General features: G+C 66.7%; 13 protein-coding genes, 1 tRNA gene and 1 pseudogene. 3 read left to right on the top strand and 12 right to left on the bottom strand.

Annotation, left to right across the window (positions count from 1 at the left end):
* Positions 1-32: 32 nt before the first annotated feature.
* A complete protein-coding gene (locus ACEN9K_RS09115; protein ID WP_495635569.1) occupies positions 33-3,431 on the bottom strand; it encodes a pyruvate carboxylase in 3,399 nt (1,132 codons plus the stop codon).
* A 302-nt stretch (positions 3,432-3,733) separates the two neighbouring features.
* Here ACEN9K_RS09115 and ACEN9K_RS09110 point away from each other — a divergent pair, with 302 nt between their 5' ends.
* Positions 3,734-4,552 (top strand): ParA family protein, encoded by an 819-nt coding sequence (locus ACEN9K_RS09110; RefSeq protein WP_495635568.1) that lies wholly within the window; start codon positions 3,734-3,736, stop codon positions 4,550-4,552.
* A 74-nt stretch (positions 4,553-4,626) separates the two neighbouring features.
* Here ACEN9K_RS09110 and ACEN9K_RS09105 read toward each other — a convergent pair whose 3' ends face one another.
* From ACEN9K_RS09105 to gcvH, 5 genes are all read right to left on the bottom strand, one after another.
* Positions 4,627-5,220 carry a MerR family transcriptional regulator gene (locus tag ACEN9K_RS09105; RefSeq protein ID WP_018763528.1) on the bottom strand — a complete coding sequence of 198 codons (594 nt, stop codon included), beginning with the start codon at positions 5,218-5,220 and terminating at the stop codon, positions 4,627-4,629.
* A 234-nt stretch (positions 5,221-5,454) separates the two neighbouring features.
* Entirely contained in the window at positions 5,455-5,958 is a 504-nt protein-coding gene (locus ACEN9K_RS09100; RefSeq protein WP_018771495.1) for a bifunctional nuclease family protein, read from the bottom strand.
* On the bottom strand, positions 5,958-6,674 hold the full coding sequence (gene ftsR / locus ACEN9K_RS09095) for a transcriptional regulator FtsR (protein ID WP_018763526.1): 717 nt from the start codon (positions 6,672-6,674) through the stop codon (positions 5,958-5,960). Before ftsR ends, ACEN9K_RS09100 begins: the two co-directional genes overlap by 1 nt.
* Positions 6,675-6,697: 23 nt before the next feature.
* Positions 6,698-7,174, bottom strand: coding sequence for an FHA domain-containing protein (locus ACEN9K_RS09090; RefSeq protein WP_018771493.1), 477 nt, complete (start codon positions 7,172-7,174; stop codon positions 6,698-6,700).
* Positions 7,175-7,329: 155 nt separating this feature from the next.
* Positions 7,330-7,716: a glycine cleavage system protein GcvH gene (gcvH, locus tag ACEN9K_RS09085; protein ID WP_018763524.1), complete on the bottom strand. Its 387-nt coding sequence runs from the start codon at positions 7,714-7,716 to the stop codon at positions 7,330-7,332.
* Positions 7,717-7,883: 167 nt separating this feature from the next.
* Between gcvH and ACEN9K_RS09080 the strand changes: the two genes are divergently transcribed.
* A complete protein-coding gene (locus ACEN9K_RS09080; protein ID WP_018771492.1) occupies positions 7,884-8,753 on the top strand; it encodes an Fpg/Nei family DNA glycosylase in 870 nt (289 codons plus the stop codon).
* Between the two features lie 152 nt (positions 8,754-8,905).
* Positions 8,906-10,849 carry a polysaccharide deacetylase family protein gene (locus ACEN9K_RS09075; RefSeq protein ID WP_495635567.1) on the top strand — a complete coding sequence of 648 codons (1,944 nt, stop codon included), beginning with the start codon at positions 8,906-8,908 and terminating at the stop codon, positions 10,847-10,849.
* Positions 10,850-10,923: 74 nt separating this feature from the next.
* Here ACEN9K_RS09075 and ACEN9K_RS09070 read toward each other — a convergent pair.
* From ACEN9K_RS09070 to ACEN9K_RS09045, 6 genes and pseudogenes are all read right to left on the bottom strand, one after another.
* Positions 10,924-11,000: transfer RNA gene (locus ACEN9K_RS09070), tRNA-Pro, on the bottom strand.
* A gap of 136 nt (positions 11,001-11,136) precedes the next feature.
* A complete protein-coding gene (gene der / locus ACEN9K_RS09065; RefSeq protein WP_018772027.1) occupies positions 11,137-12,684 on the bottom strand; it encodes a ribosome biogenesis GTPase Der in 1,548 nt (515 codons plus the stop codon).
* A 10-nt stretch (positions 12,685-12,694) separates the two neighbouring features.
* Positions 12,695-13,373: pseudogene (locus ACEN9K_RS09060) on the bottom strand (lysophospholipid acyltransferase family protein).
* 31 nt (positions 13,374-13,404) lie between these two features.
* Positions 13,405-14,118, bottom strand: coding sequence for a (d)CMP kinase (gene cmk / locus ACEN9K_RS09055; protein ID WP_018772025.1), 714 nt, complete (start codon positions 14,116-14,118; stop codon positions 13,405-13,407).
* The gene (locus tag ACEN9K_RS09050) at positions 14,118-15,227 is read right to left on the bottom strand and encodes a prephenate dehydrogenase (RefSeq protein ID WP_134164415.1); all 1,110 of its coding nucleotides are present in this window, start codon (positions 15,225-15,227) and stop codon (positions 14,118-14,120) included. Before ACEN9K_RS09050 ends, cmk begins: the two co-directional genes overlap by 1 nt.
* Positions 15,228-15,230: 3 nt before the next feature.
* Positions 15,231-16,439 carry a pseudouridine synthase gene (locus ACEN9K_RS09045; protein ID WP_018772023.1) on the bottom strand — a complete coding sequence of 403 codons (1,209 nt, stop codon included), beginning with the start codon at positions 16,437-16,439 and terminating at the stop codon, positions 15,231-15,233.
* Between the last annotated feature and the right edge of the window lie 70 nt (positions 16,440-16,509).

Below are 16,509 nucleotides of genomic sequence, written 5' to 3'. Positions count from 1 at the left end.
GAAGGACCCTTCCTTTGTTGTGCAGCCTTACCCTACTGTTCGATGACCAGCAGCAGGTCCCCGCCCTGGACCTGCTCCACCGCTGAGATGGCCAGGCGGGAAACCTTGCCGCCCACCGGCGTCGTGATGGACGCCTCCATCTTCATGGCCTCGATGGTTGCCACCGTGTCACCCGCGTTGACGGAATCGCCGGGCTTGACCGTGACGGTAACGGCACCTGCGAACGGTGCGGCCACCTGCCCGGGCTGGCCGGGATCGGCCTTCTCGGCGGCCTTGACGTTGCTGACCACCGACCGGTCGCGCACCATGACCGGGCGGGACTGGCCGTTGAGGGTGCACATGACGGTGCGCATGCCCTTCTCGTCCGGCTCCGAGACCGCCTCCAGGGAAGCAATCAGCCGGACACCGCGCTCCAGCTGGATCTCGTGCTCGGTGCCGCGCTGCAGCCCGTAAAGGTAGTCGCGGGTATCCAGCACGGAGATGTTGCCGTAGGTCTCCACGCTCTTCAGGTAATCCTTGGTGGGACCGTCGAAGAGCAGCCGGTTCAGCGTGCGCTGGCGGGTCTTGGAATCAGACTTCAGTGCGGCGCTGTCCTCGGCGCTGAGTTCCACGTCGCGGACTTTCACGCTGCGGCCCTGGAGGGCCTTGGTGCGGAAGGGCTCCGGCCAGCCTCCGGGAGGATCACCGAGCTCGCCGGACAGGAAGCCGATCACGGAGTCCGGAATGTCGTAATTCTGCGGATTCGCCTCAAAATCAGCGGGATCGGCGTTCAGGCCCACCAGGTGCAGGGCGAGGTCGCCCACTACCTTAGACGACGGCGTCACCTTGACCAGGTGCCCCAGGATGCGGTCGGCGGCGGTGTACATGTCCTCGATGGCTTCGAACCGCTCCCCCAGCCCCAGCGCCATGGCCTGCTGGCGCAGGTTGGACAGCTGGCCGCCCGGGATCTCGTGCTTGTACACGCGGCCGGTGGGGCCGGGCAGGCCCGACTCGAACGGTGCGTACACGCGGCGGACGGCCTCCCAGTACGGCTCGAGCGAGCTGACGGCGTCCAGGCTGATGCCGGTGTCCCGTGGAGTGTGGGCAAGGGCGGCGACAAGGGCCGACGCCGAGGGCTGGCTCGTGGTGCCGGCCAGGGATGCGGAAGCCACGTCCACGGCATCCACACCCGCGTCGACGGCGGCCAGCAGCGTGGCCAGCTGGCCACCGGCGGTGTCGTGCGTGTGCAGGTGGACCGGCAGGTCGAACCGTTCGCGGAGGGCAGCCACGAGCCTGGCGGCAGCTGCGGGACGGAGCAGGCCGGCCATATCCTTGATCGCCAGGATGTGGGCTCCGGCGTCGACGATCTTCTGGGCCAGCTGGAGGTAGTAGTCCAGCGTGTAGAGCTTCTCCTCCGGGTCCAGCATGTCGCCCGTGTAGCAGAGAGCCACCTCGGCGACGGCGGTGCCGGTGGCGCGCACGGCACGGATGGCGGGTGCCATCTGGCTGACGTCGTTCAGGGCGTCGAAAATGCGGAAAATGTCGATGCCGGTGGCGGCCGCCTCGTTGACGAACGCCTCGGTGACCTCCTCCGGGTACGGTGTGTAGCCAACGGTGTTCCGGCCGCGCAGCAGCATTTGGATGCAGACGTTCGGCATGGCGGCGCGCAGGGCAGCGAGCCGGTCCCAGGGGTCCTCCCCCAGGAAGCGCAGCGCTACGTCGTAGGTTGCTCCACCCCATGCCTCTACCGACAGCAGCTGCGGAAGGAGTGCCGTGACGGCGGGACCGGCGGCAACGAGGTCCCGGGTGCGGACGCGCGTGGCCAGCAGGGACTGGTGCGCATCCCGGAAGGTGGTGTCGGTGACGGCCACGGCGTTCTGCTCCCGCAGCGCCTTCGCGAAGCCTTCCGGCCCCAGCTCGAGGAGTTTCTGGCGCGAACCCGGTGGTGCCGTTATGCCTTTGACGTCAGGCAGCTTCTGGGCGGGATTGGAGTGCACGGTCAATTCACCGTTGGGCTTGTTGACGGTGACGTCGGCCAGCCAGGTGAGGAGCTTCGTGCCGCGGTCTGCCGAAACGCGGGCCTTGAGCAATTCCGGGCGCTGGTCAATGAAGTTCGTGGCCACATCCCCGGCGATGAAGTCGGGGTCGTCCAGCACTGCCTGGAGGAAGGGGATGTTCGTGGAGACACCGCGGATGCGGAATTCGGCCAGGGCACGGCGGGCCCGGGCCACTGCTGCCGGGTAGTCCCGGCCGCGGCAGGTGAGCTTGACCAGCATGGAATCAAAGTGGGGGCTGATTTCGGCGCCGGAGTAGACCGTGCCGCCGTCCAGCCGCACGCCGGCACCGCCGGCCGAGCGGTAACCGGTGATCTTTCCGACGTCGGGCCGGAAACCGTTGGCGGGATCTTCCGTGGTGATGCGGCTCTGCAGTGCTGCGCCGCGCAGCTTGACGGAGTCCTGTGACAGGCCAAGGTCGGCGAGGGTCTCGCCGGAGGCGATCCGCATCTGGGCCTGGACCAGGTCCACGTCCGTGACTTCCTCGGTGACCGTGTGCTCCACCTGGATGCGCGGGTTCATTTCGATGAAGACGTGCTGGCCTGCCCGCTCGCCCTCGGTGTCCACCAGGAACTCGACGGTACCGGCGTTGACGTAGTTCAAGGCCTTGGCGAACTTCACCGCATCGCGGTAAAGGGCCTGGCGGATGCCTTCATCCAGGTTGGGGGCCGGAGCGATCTCGATGACCTTCTGGTGCCGCCGCTGGATGGAACAGTCGCGCTCGAAAAGGTGCATGACGTTGCCTTCGGCGTCCGCGAGGATCTGCACCTCGATGTGCCGCGGGCGCAGGACAGCCTGCTCCAGGAACATGGTGGGGTCACCGAACGCCGCGTCCGCTTCGCGCATGGCCGATTTCAAGGCCTCGGGCAGGGCCTCGCGGGTATCCACCCGGCGCATGCCGCGGCCGCCGCCGCCTGCCACAGCCTTGGCGAAGATGGGGAATCCGATCTCATCGGCCGCGGCCAGGAGCTCGTCCAGGTCCTTCGACGGCTCGCTGGACTTCAGGACCGGCACGCCCGCCTCGCGGGCCGCCTTCAGTGCGGCAACTTTGTTGCCCGCAAGCTCCAGCACCTCGGCGGGCGGACCCACGAAGGTGATGCCGGCTTCCTTGGCCGCACGCGCCAGGTCCGGGTTTTCCGACAGGAAGCCGTAGCCCGGGTAGATGGCGTCCGCGCCGGACTCCTTGGCCACCCGTACCACTTCTGCGACGTCGAGGTATGCCCGGACGGGGTGGCCTTCCTCGCCAATCAGGTACGCCTCGTCCGCTTTCTGGCGGTGGATCGAGTTTCGGTCCTCTTGGGGAAAAACGGCAACGGTCTTGGCGCCCAGCTCGTAGCCGGCGCGGAAGGCCCTGATCGCGATTTCACCGCGGTTGGCCACCAGAATTTTGGAAAACATGCTTCTCCTGCATCATTGCGGGGTGGATCGATGAGTGGTCACAGTGTCTAGGACCTACAAGGACAAACACAAATCTTTGTGGCAACAGTCACAGATTTTCCCGTCATGTCCCGATCGCTTTCAGCCTGGCTGGCGGAAACCGCCCCGGCAGCACAGTCGGTGCCATGCCGACGCCCGGTAAAGCAGGATTCGCCGACGCATCAACATATGATGAGTAGGGCGGCAGGACCGTCCGGCTTCGGCTCTGCCGAGGCAAACATTACCCCCAACACGGCATCCGGCGTTAGGTTTTGGTCTCTCAAGTGCAAGTAGTCAGCATCAGCAGCCTCAAGGGTGGAGTCGGCAAGACTTCCGTCACCACAGGATTGGCGTCTGCGGCGCTTGCCGCCGGAGTCCGCACGCTGGTGGTGGACCTGGATCCGCACGCCGACGCCACCACGGCCCTCGGCGTTCAGCCGGGCGAGCAGTTGGATATCGGCCGGATGCTGAAGAGCCCACGAAGGGCGAAACTGGCCGGGAACGTGGTGCGCAGCAGCTGGGCTGACCGCACCCCCTTCAACGGCGCCGGGCCCGCTGTCCTGGATGTCGCCGTCGGCTCTGCCTACACCGGAATCTACGACCGGCCGGACCTTGGCCGCCGGGACCTCCGCAGGCTTTCCGCCGTGCTCGCCGGCACGGAAGAGTACCAGCTTGTCCTCATCGATTGCCCGCCGTCGCTCAACGGCCTGACGCGCATGGCGTGGGCTGCCAGCGACAAGGTCGCCCTGGTTGCCGAACCTGGCCTGTTCTCGGTTGCCGGTACGGAACGCACCATGCGGGCCATCCAGCTGTTCAAGCAGGAGTTTGCGCCCAATCTGTCACCGGCGGGCATCGTGGCCAACCGCGTCCGCAGCGGCTCTTCCGAGCACACCTACCGCCTGGCGGAGATGGAGTCCATGTTCGGCGAACTCCTGCTGAGCCCGCGGATTCCCGAACAGGCCAACTGGCAGCAGATCCAGGGCGCGGCGCACCCCGTCCACCACTGGCCCGGGGATTCAGCCAAGTCCGCGGCCGGATTGTTCGACGAACTGCTGTCCACCCTGATGGCGTCCGGCAAGGGCCTGCGCAGCCGCGCCCGCTAGGACCTCACGTCTTAAACAATCAGGGCGGCCCTCCAACTGGAGGGCCGCCCTGATTGTTTATGTGTAAGAACCGGTCAGCTGATCTTCCGGGCGGCGCGCCGCTTGCTCAGTTCATCGTCCGGAAAGGACTGCTCGGCGGCATGCTCGCTGGGCAGGGACGCGAGGCTGCCTTCCACCTCGCGCCAGACGCGTCCCACGGCAATGCCGAAAACGCCTTGGCCGCCCTGCACCAAATCAATGACTTCGTCCGCGGACGTGCACTCGTAGACACTGGCGCCGTCGCTCATGAGCGTGATCTGGGCCAGGTCCTCGACGCCGCGTTCCCGGAGGTGTTCAACGGCGGTGCGGATCTGCTGAAGGGAAACGCCGGTGTCGAGGAGCCGCTTGACCACCTTGAGCACCAGGATGTCCCTGAACCCGTACAACCGCTGGGAGCCGGATCCTGCCGCGCCGCGGACGGCCGGCTCAACCAGGCCCGTCCGGGCCCAGTAATCGAGCTGGCGGTAAGTAATGCCGGCTGCCTTGCAGGCCGTAGGACCGCGGTAGCCGGCGTCCTCGTCCAGTACGGGAAGGTCCTCGGTGAACAGGAGGCCCTGGGCACCGCTCACGGGCACAGCAACACCAGCCGTGGGCTGTTTTAGCCCGCCTGCTTCGCCTTTGGGACTCACCTGGATCCTCCTTGTCGTACGCTCCCGGGAACTTGTAACGGCAAGCCTTGGCATGAAGACCATGCGTGTAATTATTCCGCGGGGCGCACTTTCCAGTGTGACTTGCGCGGCTGCCGTAAGCAAGGGAACTTGATACTTCGACGTTAGGCCCGGCAGGTCCCGAGGTCAAAGACCTTCGGGGGTTGGAAGAGGCGTGTCGAAACTTTCAGGCTTAACTTTAACCTTAACGTGACCTTAGCCGTCGAAATCCTCAGGTTCCACATCGTCAAGGAACTCACGGAAGCGGCGCAGTTCGCGCTCCTCATCCACGGTGGGGCCGGGCTCTGTATCCTCGCCTTCGTCGTGCTCAGTGATGCGGACGCCGGCCTCATCCATCACGGAGTCGGCGCACCAGATCCGGCACTTGGCGCGGAGCGCCACCGCAAGGGCATCAGACGCCCGCGAGCTCACCGTGGTCCCATTTTCGAACTGCAGCTGCCCGTAGAAGATGTTGTCCTCCACCGCGACGATGTTGACACTGACCACTGAGTGGCCCAGGGACTCCACGACGTCCACCAGGAGATCATGGGTCATGGGCCGGGGTGGGACCACACCCTGCTGGGCAAGGGCGATGGCGCTGGCTTCCGGAGTGCCGATCCAAATGGGGACGTGGCGTTCGCCGTGCATCTCCTTGAGCAGGACCAGCGGCTGGTTTGAAGGCAGTTCGATGCGAACGCCTACAATCTCGACTTCAATCATCAGATGTCCATGCGTGAGATGTGGTCCTGCACCAGGGCCCGGTGCAGGGTGAGGCAAAGATCGCTGATCTCGCGGGCCGCCTCTGCCGCGCGCGCCTGTGATGCAGAGTCCTTGCGCGAGGCAAGCGGCGCCACAGCGCGTTCCACCAGGCCGAATTCCCGTTCGGCCGCGGCCTGGAAAGGCCGCAGGTGCCTTGGTTCCAGCCCGTGGCTTTCCAGCTGGACGCACGCGCGGGCCACCTGGAGGGCATGTTCGTCGAACTGGCCGTTGCTGTGGCTGATGAGGCCGAAGCTCAGGAGCGACTGCAGCAGGGGCACGCTGGCGCCGGATTCGGTGCGGAGCTGTTCCTCGCTCAGTTTCCGGCCGCGGTTCTGAAGTTCGGCGGCCAGCTCGTCGGAGACTATGCGCGGGGAAACCACGACGCCGGGAGGCAGGTTCTCCGGCCGTTCCCCCCTGTCAATGGCGTCAAGGTAGTCCTTGATGACTTTCAGGGGCAGGTACTGGTCCCGCTGCAGGGCCAGTACGAAGCGCAGCCGCTCCACGTCACCGTCGGAATACTGGCGGTAGCCGGCAGGGGTGCGGCGTGGGTTGATCAGTCCCTTTTCCTCAAGGAACCGGATCTTCGACGCGGTCATGCCAGGGAAGTCGGCGCTCAGCTGGGCGAGAACTTCGCCAATGTTCAGGACCTGGGGGCCCCGGCGTTCCGGTTGTGCCATTGCCACAGGCAGCGGTCCCCGGGTCAGCTGCGGCCTGCAGCCGTGGCAGGGCTCAGGTAGAAGGTGAGGCGGAATTTGCCGATCTGGACTTCGCTGCCGGACCTCAGCTCAACGCGGTCCACGCGGTCGTGGTTGACGTAGGTGCCGTTGAGGCTGTTCATGTCCACGACTTCGAAGCTGCGTGCCGTGCGCCGGAATTCGACATGGCGGCGCGAAACCGTGACATCGTCCAGGAAGATGTCCGCGTCCGGGTGGCGCCCCGCGGTGGTCACGTCCGAATCCAGCAGGAACCGGGCGCCGGCATTCGGCCCGCTGTGGGCCACGAGGAGCGCGGAACCGGCGGGCAGGGCTTCCACCGAGTTGCGCTCTTCCGAGGACAGCCTGGGCGCGATGGTGGGTTCATCGGTGATGGGGGTCAGATGGATCGAGGTGGTCTCCGACGCCTTAGCCGCACCCGTGCCGTAATCCCCATCGGCAGGGTTGTGTCTGTGGCCAGCCATGGATTCCTCCTCTGTGACGCTGCAGGCGCAAACCTGCAGCCAACGTTTGCTCTCCGGCCCTGCCAGCAGGTCCGGCGCCGGCTCCCGATCCGGGGGCTGACGTGCGAAGACGCTTTGCCTGCGGCGCGGGGCCGGACCGGAATTACCGGTTAGCTTTAGCCTACCTGTTGTTCGTACTCGGATGCACTGAGCAGGGACTCAACTGCATCCGGTTCGGCGAGTTTGACCTCGATGAGCCAGCCGTCACCGTAGGGATCGGTGTTGATGAGGGCCGAATCGCTGTCCAGGGAGTCGTTCCGGGCCACCACTTCGCCGGAAACGGGTGCGTAGATGTCGCTCACGCTCTTGGTGGACTCGACCTCGCCCACCACTTCGTTCGCCGTAATCTTCGTGCCGACTTCGGGCATCTGGGCGTAGACGACATCTCCAAGGGCGTCCTGGGCAAAGTCGGTGATTCCCACGCGGACCACGCCGTCGGCATTCGGGGCCGTGACCCACTCGTGTTCGGCGGTGTAGGACAGGTCTTCGGGAATGTTGCTCATGGGTGGCCTTTCATCGGGGTACGCGCCAATGTCAAAAGGGGCCCGTAAAACGGGCCGCCGCTGAAAGTATAGGCATAACTGCCGGGGCCGGCGCGGGCGTTTCTGACAAGATGGGACCCATGAGTGCAAGCACCGGTTCAGCATGCCGGGGACAGGAAAGGTAGGCCATGCCGGAACTGCCTGAAGTCGCCGGTCTGGCCGCGTTCCTTGATGAACAGCTGCGGGGCTGCGTTGTAGCGAAACTGCAGATTGTCTCGTTTGCCGTGCTCAAGACGGCCGATCCGCCGTTCAACGCCATCGAGGGCCGCACCGTGTCCGGCGTCCGCCGGTTCGGAAAGTTCATCAGCATTGACACGGACGGCATTTCCCTGGTGTTCCATTTGGCGCGCGCGGGCTGGGTGCGCTTCACGGACTCCCCCGCCGACAGCCAGCTCAGGATGGGCAAGGGCCTCATCGCAGTGCGGGCTGCTTTCTCCGGTCCCGACGGGCCGCGCGGGCTGGACCTGACGGAAGCGGGCACCAAGAAAAGCCTGGCCGTCTACGTCGTGCGGGATCCGCAGGACGTGCCGGGCATCGCCACGTTGGGCCCGGATCCGTTTACCGAGGCGTTCGACGCCGACATGCTGGCTGCGATCCTGGCCGGCAGTTCGCAGCAGATCAAGGGACTGCTGCGCAGCCAAAGCGTGATCGCCGGCATCGGCAACGCTTACAGCGACGAGATCCTCCATGCCGCCCGGGTCTCTCCGTTCGCCATCGCCAAATCCCTGGACCGGGAGACGGTGCAGGTGCTGTACGACGCCATCCACAGCGTGCTGGGCGAGGCACTGGCCGAAGCAGCCGGCAAGCCGCCCAAGGACCTCAAGGACGTCAAACGCAGCCACATGCGGGTTCACGCCCGGACCGGACAGCCCTGCCCCGTCTGCGGCGACACGGTACGGGAAGTCTCATTCGCGGACACTGCCCTTCAGTACTGCCCCACCTGCCAGACCAAAGGCAAGATCCTGGCCGACCGCAGGACTTCGAAGTTCCTGAAGTAGGAAGATCCGGCACCCAAGGCATCCCGCGGCTGCGGACGGTGTCGCGGGTGACCGGATTGCGGTTCGGGACCTCTGGCCCTGCCCCGGCACACCCCTGGGGCGTAGCGTCTTGACCAAGGCTCGCATGTCTCGGTCACCACGAAGGGGTCACAATGCGCAGGTCCCGCCCCACAGTCATCGGAATGGCCTTGGCCCTCGCCCTCGGCGGTGGTCTCGGGGGCACGGCCCTGGTGCCCGCCGCGGCCGCCGTACCAGCGGTGGCGGTGCAGCGGAGCGGTCCGGCGTCGATGGCGGTCCAGCAGGCCGGTGACGACGCGATTGTCCAGCATTACGAGCAGCTCGGCGGCAGCGCATCGTTCCTCGGCACGCCAGTCGGGAGCGCGTACGACATCGCTGGGGGCCGCGCCCAGGATTACACGGCCGGCACCATCTACTGGAGCCCCGGCACCGGAGCCCACGAGGTCCATGGGGCAATCCGCGGACGCTATCTCGCCTTCGGCGGACCCGCAGGCCTCCTGGGCTTCCCACTCACCGACGAGACCGCCACCCCGGGCGCCGCCGGCCGGTACAACGACTTCGCCGCAGGATCCATCTACTGGAGCCCCGCCACCGGAGCCCACGAGGTGCACGGGGCAATCCGCGGACGCTATCTCGCCTTCGGCGGACCCGCAGGCCTCCTGGGCTTCCCACTCACCGACGAGACCGCCACCCCGGGCGCCGCCGGCCGATACAACGACTTCGCCGCAGGATCCATCTACTGGAGCCCCGCCACCGGAGCGCACGAGGTGCACGGGGCAATCCGCGGACGCTATCTCGCCTTCGGCGGACCCGCAGGCCTCCTGGGCTTCCCACTCACCGACGAGACCGCCACCCCGGGCGCCGCCGGCCGATACAACGACTTCGCCGCAGGATCCATCTACTGGAGCCCCGCCACCGGAGCGCACGAGGTGCACGGGGCAATCCGCGGACGCTATCTCGCCTTCGGCGGACCCGCAGGCCTCCTGGGCTTCCCACTCACCGACGAGACCGCCGCCCCGGGCGCCGCCGGCCGATACAACGACTTCGCCGCAGGATCCATCTACTGGAGCCCCGCCACCGGAGCGCACGAGGTGCACGGGGCAATCCGCGGACGCTATCTGGAGCTCGGCGGCCCGGCAGGCGTGCTCGGATTCCCGCTGACGGACGAGACAGGCACCCCCGACGGGGTCGGCCAGTACAACCACTTCAGCGGCTCGAATGCCGGCTCGTCGATCTACTGGTCGCCCGCCTCCGGAGCCCACGAGGTGTACGGCGCAATCCGGGCCCAGTGGGCGGCCCTCGGCTGGGAGCGCAGCCGGCTCGGCTACCCAACCAGCGGCGAGTACGGCATCACGGGCGGCCGCCGCAATGACTTCCAGCACGGTTCGATCCTGTGGCACGCGGCCAGCGGCAGGATCGAGGTCATCTACACCAGCGTCCCGCCGGCGCTCCTGGGCGTTGATCTTGAGCGCATTCCGACTGCGCAGAAGGTTGTCGCGCTCACGTTCGACGCCGGCGCCAACGACGCCGGCCTCCGGTCGATCCTCGCCACCCTCGCAGCCAACGGCGTCCCGGGCACGTTCTTCCTCACCGGAGACTGGGTCAACCAGTTCCCCTCCGACCCGGCACTGATCTACAACGCGGGGCATCGGATCGGCAATCACTCCATGACCCACCCGGACTTTACCGCCCTGACGGACGCCCAGATCACGGCCGAGATCAGCAGCGCGCAGAGGACCATCGAGGCCGCTGGAGGCGACCCGCTCCCGTTCTTCCGCTTCCCGTTCGGCGCCCGCGATTCCCGCACGATTGCAGACGCCAACGCCGCCGGGTACGCGGCGATCCGGTGGACCGTCGACACCTTGGGTTGGCAAGGCACCATGAACGGAACGCGCGGCCCGGGCTTTGTCGTCCAGCGCATCATGGCTTCCGCACAGCCCGGGGAGATTGTCCTGATGCACCTCGGCTCGAACCCCGACGACGGTTCAACGCTCGACGCCGCGGCCCTCCCGCAGGTGATCTCCCAGCTCCGGGCGGCAGGCTACGGCTTCGTCACCCTCGACGCCGCCCTCGGCTAGCTGGGCCACCGACGGGCTGGTTCATATCCCGCCAACGCAAAAGCCGCGGAAACCCCAAGGTTTCCGCGGCTTCCTGGTCGGGCTGACAGGATTTGAACCTGCGACCCCTTGACCCCCAGTCAAGTGCGCTACCAAGCTGCGCTACAGCCCGCTGGTTCCGCCGTTCTCCGCTGAACTCAACCCGAGGGTTTTCATCAGCAGTCCGGCCGAACCACCTAGAAGAGCTTACACGATCCGGAGGGGTGCCTGTGACACTTTCCGGTGATCAGCCCCAAGGTGTGTCGCAATTAACGCTTCCGGCCACGCTTCTCGCGCACGCGCATGCTGACCTCAATCGGGGTTCCCTCGAATCCGAAGGTCTCCCGCAGGCGGCGGGTGATGAAACGGCGGTACCCGGGGTCCAGGAATCCCGTGGTGAACAGCACGAATTTGGGCGGGCGGCTGGAGGCCTGGGTGCCAAAGAGGATGCGGGGCTGCTTGCCGCCGCGGACCGGGTGGGGGTGGGCGGCCACGAGCTCACCCAGGAAGGCGTTGAGGCGCCCGGTGGCGATCCGCTTGTCCCAGTTCTCCAGGGCAAGGTCCAGGGCCGGGACCAGGCGGTCCTTGTGCCAGCCGGTCTTTGCCGAAATGTTGACCCGCGGCGCCCATTCCACATGGGCCAGGTCCTGCTCGATCTCGCGCTCCAGGTAACGGCGGCGTTCATCGTCGAGCAGGTCCCACTTGTTGAATGCCAGGACCAGCGCGCGGCCGGACTCGATGGCCAGCTGCAGGATGCGCACGTCCTGTTCGCTGAGGACCTCGTCCACGGCGAGAAGCACGACGGCGACCTCCGCCTTCTCGAGCGCGGCCTGCGTCCGAAGTGAGGCGTAGTAGTCAGCGCCCTGCGCCATGTGCTGGCGGCGGCGGATGCCGGCGGTGTCCACAAAGCGCCAGGTGCGGCCGCCGAGTTCAATGAATTCGTCAACGGGGTCACGCGTGGTTCCTGCGGTGTTGTCCACCACTACGCGCTCGGATCCTGCAAGCTTGTTCAGCAGCGAGGACTTGCCCACGTTGGGGCGGCCGATCAGGGCGATACGGCGCGGGCCGCCTGAGCGGTCCGTTCCCTCGATCGTTGAGTATTCAGGGAGCACGTCCATGACGTGGTCCAGGAGGTCCGCGACACCTCGCCCGTGAAGGGCAGAGACCGGGTAGGGCTCGCCGAAACCGAGGCCCCACAATGCGGCGCTGTCCGCTTCCTGGGCGAAGTCGTCCACCTTGTTGGCCACCATGATGACCGGCTTCTTGCTGCGGCGCAGCATCTTCATGACGCCTTCGTCCGTGGCGGTGGCGCCCACTGCGGAGTCCACCACGAAAAGCACGGCGTCGGCGAGTTCCACGGCCATCTCGGCCTGCTCGGCGACGCGGGCGTGGATGCCGCGGGCGTCGTGCTCCCAGCCGCCGGTGTCCACCAGCGTGAAGTTGCGGCCGTTCCAGTTCGCGGAGTACATGACCCGGTCACGGGTGACGCCCGGGGTGTCCTCCACCACTGCTTCGCGGCGGCCCAGGATGCGGTTCACCAGCGTGGACTTCCCCACGTTTGGCCGGCCGATGATTGCCAGGACGGGATCCAGCTTGACGGGACCGTCAAAGTCCTCGTCGCCGTACTCCCCGCTCAGCAGGGCGGCATCGTCCTCGTCAAGCTCGTAATCCTCCAGGCCGGCCCGGAGGGAGGCGGCACGCAGCTCCGCTTCGTCGTCGCCAATCGCTGCCAGCCGTTCGGCAACCTGGTCGGTGCCGGTGGGAGTGTATTCGTCGTCGGTGCCGGAAGGCCCGGAAGTCTGGGTGGTGTCGCTCATTGCACTGTCCTTAGTGGTCATCTGCCGGCGTCCCCGGCTACTGCTGTCAAGTCGTTGTGGTCAGCGGAAGGCAAAGGCTGCCCGCTGAGTTGGATAGCGTCCTGGACGTGCCCGGCCAGCGCTGCACGGATGTCCTGCGCCGCCCTGTCCATTGAAGCACGCCCGCTTTCACCGGCCCGGCGGGCCAGGGTAAGGGCTGATCCGAAGCTGACGTGGAATCGCCGCCCCGGCCGCGGGACGAAGTCCAGGTGCTCGTCGCCCTGCCGGGTGCCCAGGATGGCCACCGGAACAACCGGTGCCCCGGACTTCAGCGCCAGCCAGGCCACGCCCCCGTTGATGTCCGCGGCTGCCCCGCTCCCCCGCGTCCCTTCCGGAAGAATCCCAACGCAGCGTCCGGCGTCGAGCACGTCCTTGCAGCGCTGCAGCGCCGCCCGGTCACCCTGCCGGTCCACCGGAAGCTGCCCGGAGGCGGTGAGTACCCGGCCCAGGAAGCCCTGGAACATCTCCTGTTTTACCAGGATGTGCATGGGCCGCGGCGCCGCGCCGAACATGACCGGCCCGTCGAGGAAGCTGATGTGGTTGGCTGCGAAGATCACCGGACCGCCGGTGGGAACGTTGCTCCTGCCTGTCACCGTGGTCCGGTAGACCACGTGGTCCAGGATCCATCCCACCGGCCTGCTCCACGCCATGGTCAGTCGGGTTGGCACACCCGCCCGGGTCTCAGTCACGGTTGAGGACCTTTGTAACGATCACGAGGGCGGCATTGACGGTCTGCTCGAAGTCCAGGTCCGAGGAGTCCAGCGTGACCACGCCGTCTGCCGCCTGGGTGAAGTTCACCACGGTTGAGTCCCTGGCATCCCGGTGGGTCACCTGGGCTGCCAGCTGTTCGGCGTTCTGGGTACCGCCCAGCTGGATGCCGCGCCGGCGGAGGCGGGCTTCCTCGCTTGCGGTGAGGAGCATGCGCACCTCGGCTCCGGGCGCGACGACGGTGGTGATGTCCCGGCCTTCCACCACCATTCGGCGGTGGTGCTTTTCAATCAGGTCCCGCTGCCTGCGGATCAGTTCGGTCCGGGCACCAAGCGTGGTGGCCACGGAGCTGACCGCGGCGGAAATTGCCGGTTCGCGGATGGCATCGGTGACGTCCACGCCGCCTACCCGCACGTATTCCTCCTGGGGGCTGGTGCTCAGTTCCAGCGCAAAGTCCCGGGAGGCCTGTTCCACGGCCGGCGTGTCATCAAGGTCAATCCCCTGGTTTACGCAGTACCAGGTCAGTGCGCGGTACATCGCTCCGGTGTCCAGGTAGGCCAGCCGCAGCCTGCGGGCAACCTCCTTGCTCACGCTGGATTTACCGGAGCCGGACGGTCCGTCGATGGCAACCACCAGCGGCCGGCCGATGCGCAGGGCGCGCATGGTCTCGAGGAGTTCCTGTGTCATTACTGAAGTACCCGCCATCCGCGGTCGTTGAGAGCTTCGATCAGGTGGTCGTGCTTGTTCGGCAACACAGACAATTCCACCATGCCAACGTTCTGTCCGGAGGAATGGTCCAGCCGAAGATCCTCGACGTTCACACCGATTTCACCGATCTCGGTGAGCAGCTGCGCGATCTGGCCGGGCTTGTCATCCACCAGGACGGTGAGCCAGGAGTATGCCTGCGGCGGGCCGCCGTGCTTGCCGGGAATCCGGGCCTGGCCGGCGTTGCCCTCACTGATCAGCTGTGCCAGGTCCAGCCGGGCTCCCGGTGCCGTGGGCTGTTCCAGGGTTCCGATGAGGCGGTTCAGGTCCTCGCGGACGCCGTAGAGGATCTCCACGACCTTGGCTGCATTCCCGCCGAGGATCTGCACCCAGAGGGTGGGATCGCTCGCGGCAATCCTGGTGACGTCGCGGAGGCCGTTGCCGGCCAGCGACAGGGCGTGCAGTGGCGTTCCCTGGAGGCGGCTGGCCAGCAGGGATGACATGACCTGCGGCAGGTGCGACACCAGGGCCACTGCTTCATCATGTTCGTCCGCCGTGAACTGCGAGACAACCGCTCCAAGATCCGAGGCAAGCGACCGTGCCACTTGCAGGGCAGCGCCGGAGGTCTCCCCGGAGGGGCACAGCACCCAAGGCATGGAGGTGAACAGCTCGCCGCGGGCGGCCACCGGTCCCGATTTTTCCCGCCCGGCCATGGGGTGGGTGCCCACGTACCGGGTGAGGTCGGCACCGAGGCTGCGCAGACGGGCCAGGATGTCAGCCTTGACGCTGGCTATGTCCACCACGACGGCGTCGGGGTAGTCAGCCAGCGCCTGGCACACGACGCCGGCCGTCACGTCCGGCGGGGCGGCAACCACAACCAGTTGCGGTTTGCGGTTGCCCAGCTCGGACAGGGGACGCCCGGCACCGATGTCCACCGCAACCGCCTGGTTGGTGGGTGACGGGTCGGAAAGGAACACAGGTACGCCACGCCCCCGCAGGCCCAGCCCAATGCTGGTGCCCAGCAGTCCGGTACCAATCACCACCACCGGGCCATCCAGGTGGCCGCGGCCCTGGCTTTTGAACGCGGACATGCGTCAGAGTCCTACGGATGCCAGCAGGTGGCCGACTTCCTGCTTGCCCAGGTTGCGGATGCTGCCCTGGCGCTGGTCCCCGAGTCCGATGGGGCCCACCTTGACGCGGACCAGCCGCTGGACCGGGAAGCCGACAGCATCAAAGAGTCGGCGGACAATCCGGTTCTTACCCGAGTGGAGCACAACCTCGATCAGCACGTGGCCCGGGGTGGAGTCCACCAGGCGGAAGGAGTCAACGGACGCGAACCCGTCCTCCAGTTCCACGCCGGCTTTCAGCTGGGCGCCGACGCCCTGCGGGAACGGCCCGCGCACCTGCACCAGGTAGGTCTTGGGAACCTCGTAGGACGGGTGGGTCAGCCTGTTGGCGAGTTCGCCGTCGTTGGTCAGCAGCAGCAGGCCTTCGGTGGCGACGTCGAGCCTTCCCACATGGAAGAGGCGTTCGCCGGTGTTCTTGTTGCTCTTCAGGAAGTCGCTGATGCACGGCCGGCCCTCGGGATCCTCCATGGTGGACACCACGCCCTTGGGCTTGTTGAACACCATGTAGACCAGGTTCTCGTCCAACTGGATCCGCAAGCCGTCAACATGGATGACGGCGGTCTTGGGATCGACGCGCATGCCGAGTTCCGTAACCACCTGGCCGTCCACCTCAACGCGGCCCTCGGCGATCATTTCTTCGCAGACGCGCCGGGATGCAACTCCGGCGGACGCCATTACTTTCTGGAGGCGCACGCCGTCTGCATCATGGAGTTCGGACTGCGGAACGTTACCGCGGGGGCCCTTCTTCCGGCCGGGCTTGCGGACCGGACCCAGGTTCTGGCCGAAGCGTTCGCTGCCGAATGCACGGGAAGCGGCTGTCCCGGGTGCACCGGTACGCGGCTTGGGCTTGAGGGCACCGGGAGTTCCGGGAGCCTTCTTGGCGCCGGGCTTGCGTGCCGCGGGCTTGCGCGACGACGGCTTGGCGCCCCGGGCGCCCTCCGATGCCCGTGCCTGCTGGTCCCCCGCCAGATCGGGGTCGATGAAGCGTTCCTCGCGCGGCTTGGGGGCGCGGTGGGGCCGGTCCCCGCCGAATCCTGCTGCCCGCTTGGCTGTTCCGCCGCGGGAACCGCCGCTGAAGCCGCCGCCCTGTGCGCTGCGCTGCTGGGAGTTGTTGCGCTCGTTGCCGCCGCGTCCCGAACTGTTACGTGGTGAACCCTGGCGTCCCGCCTGTGTCATGACCCGTCCTTCAATGTGTTTTGGCCGGCAGAGATGTCCAAGGACAACCCTAGCCAGCCGCGCAGACTTC

It is taken from the genome of Pseudarthrobacter sp. Pseusp20 (genome assembly GCF_059492155.1).
This window is presented reverse-complemented; position numbering and strand designations above follow the sequence as displayed.

Bases quoted from the DNA above. Each gene is read 5' to 3' on its own strand.
- ACEN9K_RS09075 (WP_495635567.1), top strand. From the start codon at position 8,906: ATGCGCAGGTCCCGCCCCACAGTCATCGGAATGGCCTTGGCCCTCGCC.
- ACEN9K_RS09115 (WP_495635569.1), bottom strand. From the start codon at position 3,431: ATGTTTTCCAAAATTCTGGTGGCCAACCGCGGTGAAATCGCGATCAGG.
- ACEN9K_RS09045 (WP_018772023.1), bottom strand. From the start codon at position 16,439: ATGACACAGGCGGGACGCCAGGGTTCACCACGTAACAGTTCGGGACGC.
- ACEN9K_RS09100 (WP_018771495.1), bottom strand. From the start codon at position 5,958: ATGATTGAAGTCGAGATTGTAGGCGTTCGCATCGAACTGCCTTCAAAC.
- gcvH (WP_018763524.1), bottom strand. From the start codon at position 7,716: ATGAGCAACATTCCCGAAGACCTGTCCTACACCGCCGAACACGAGTGG.
- cmk (WP_018772025.1), bottom strand. From the start codon at position 14,118: ATGACACAGGAACTCCTCGAGACCATGCGCGCCCTGCGCATCGGCCGG.
- ACEN9K_RS09080 (WP_018771492.1), top strand. From the start codon at position 7,884: ATGCCGGAACTGCCTGAAGTCGCCGGTCTGGCCGCGTTCCTTGATGAA.
- der (WP_018772027.1), bottom strand. From the start codon at position 12,684: ATGAGCGACACCACCCAGACTTCCGGGCCTTCCGGCACCGACGACGAA.
- ftsR (WP_018763526.1), bottom strand. From the start codon at position 6,674: ATGGCACAACCGGAACGCCGGGGCCCCCAGGTCCTGAACATTGGCGAA.
- ACEN9K_RS09090 (WP_018771493.1), bottom strand. From the start codon at position 7,174: ATGGCTGGCCACAGACACAACCCTGCCGATGGGGATTACGGCACGGGT.
- ACEN9K_RS09050 (WP_134164415.1), bottom strand. From the start codon at position 15,227: ATGTCCGCGTTCAAAAGCCAGGGCCGCGGCCACCTGGATGGCCCGGTG.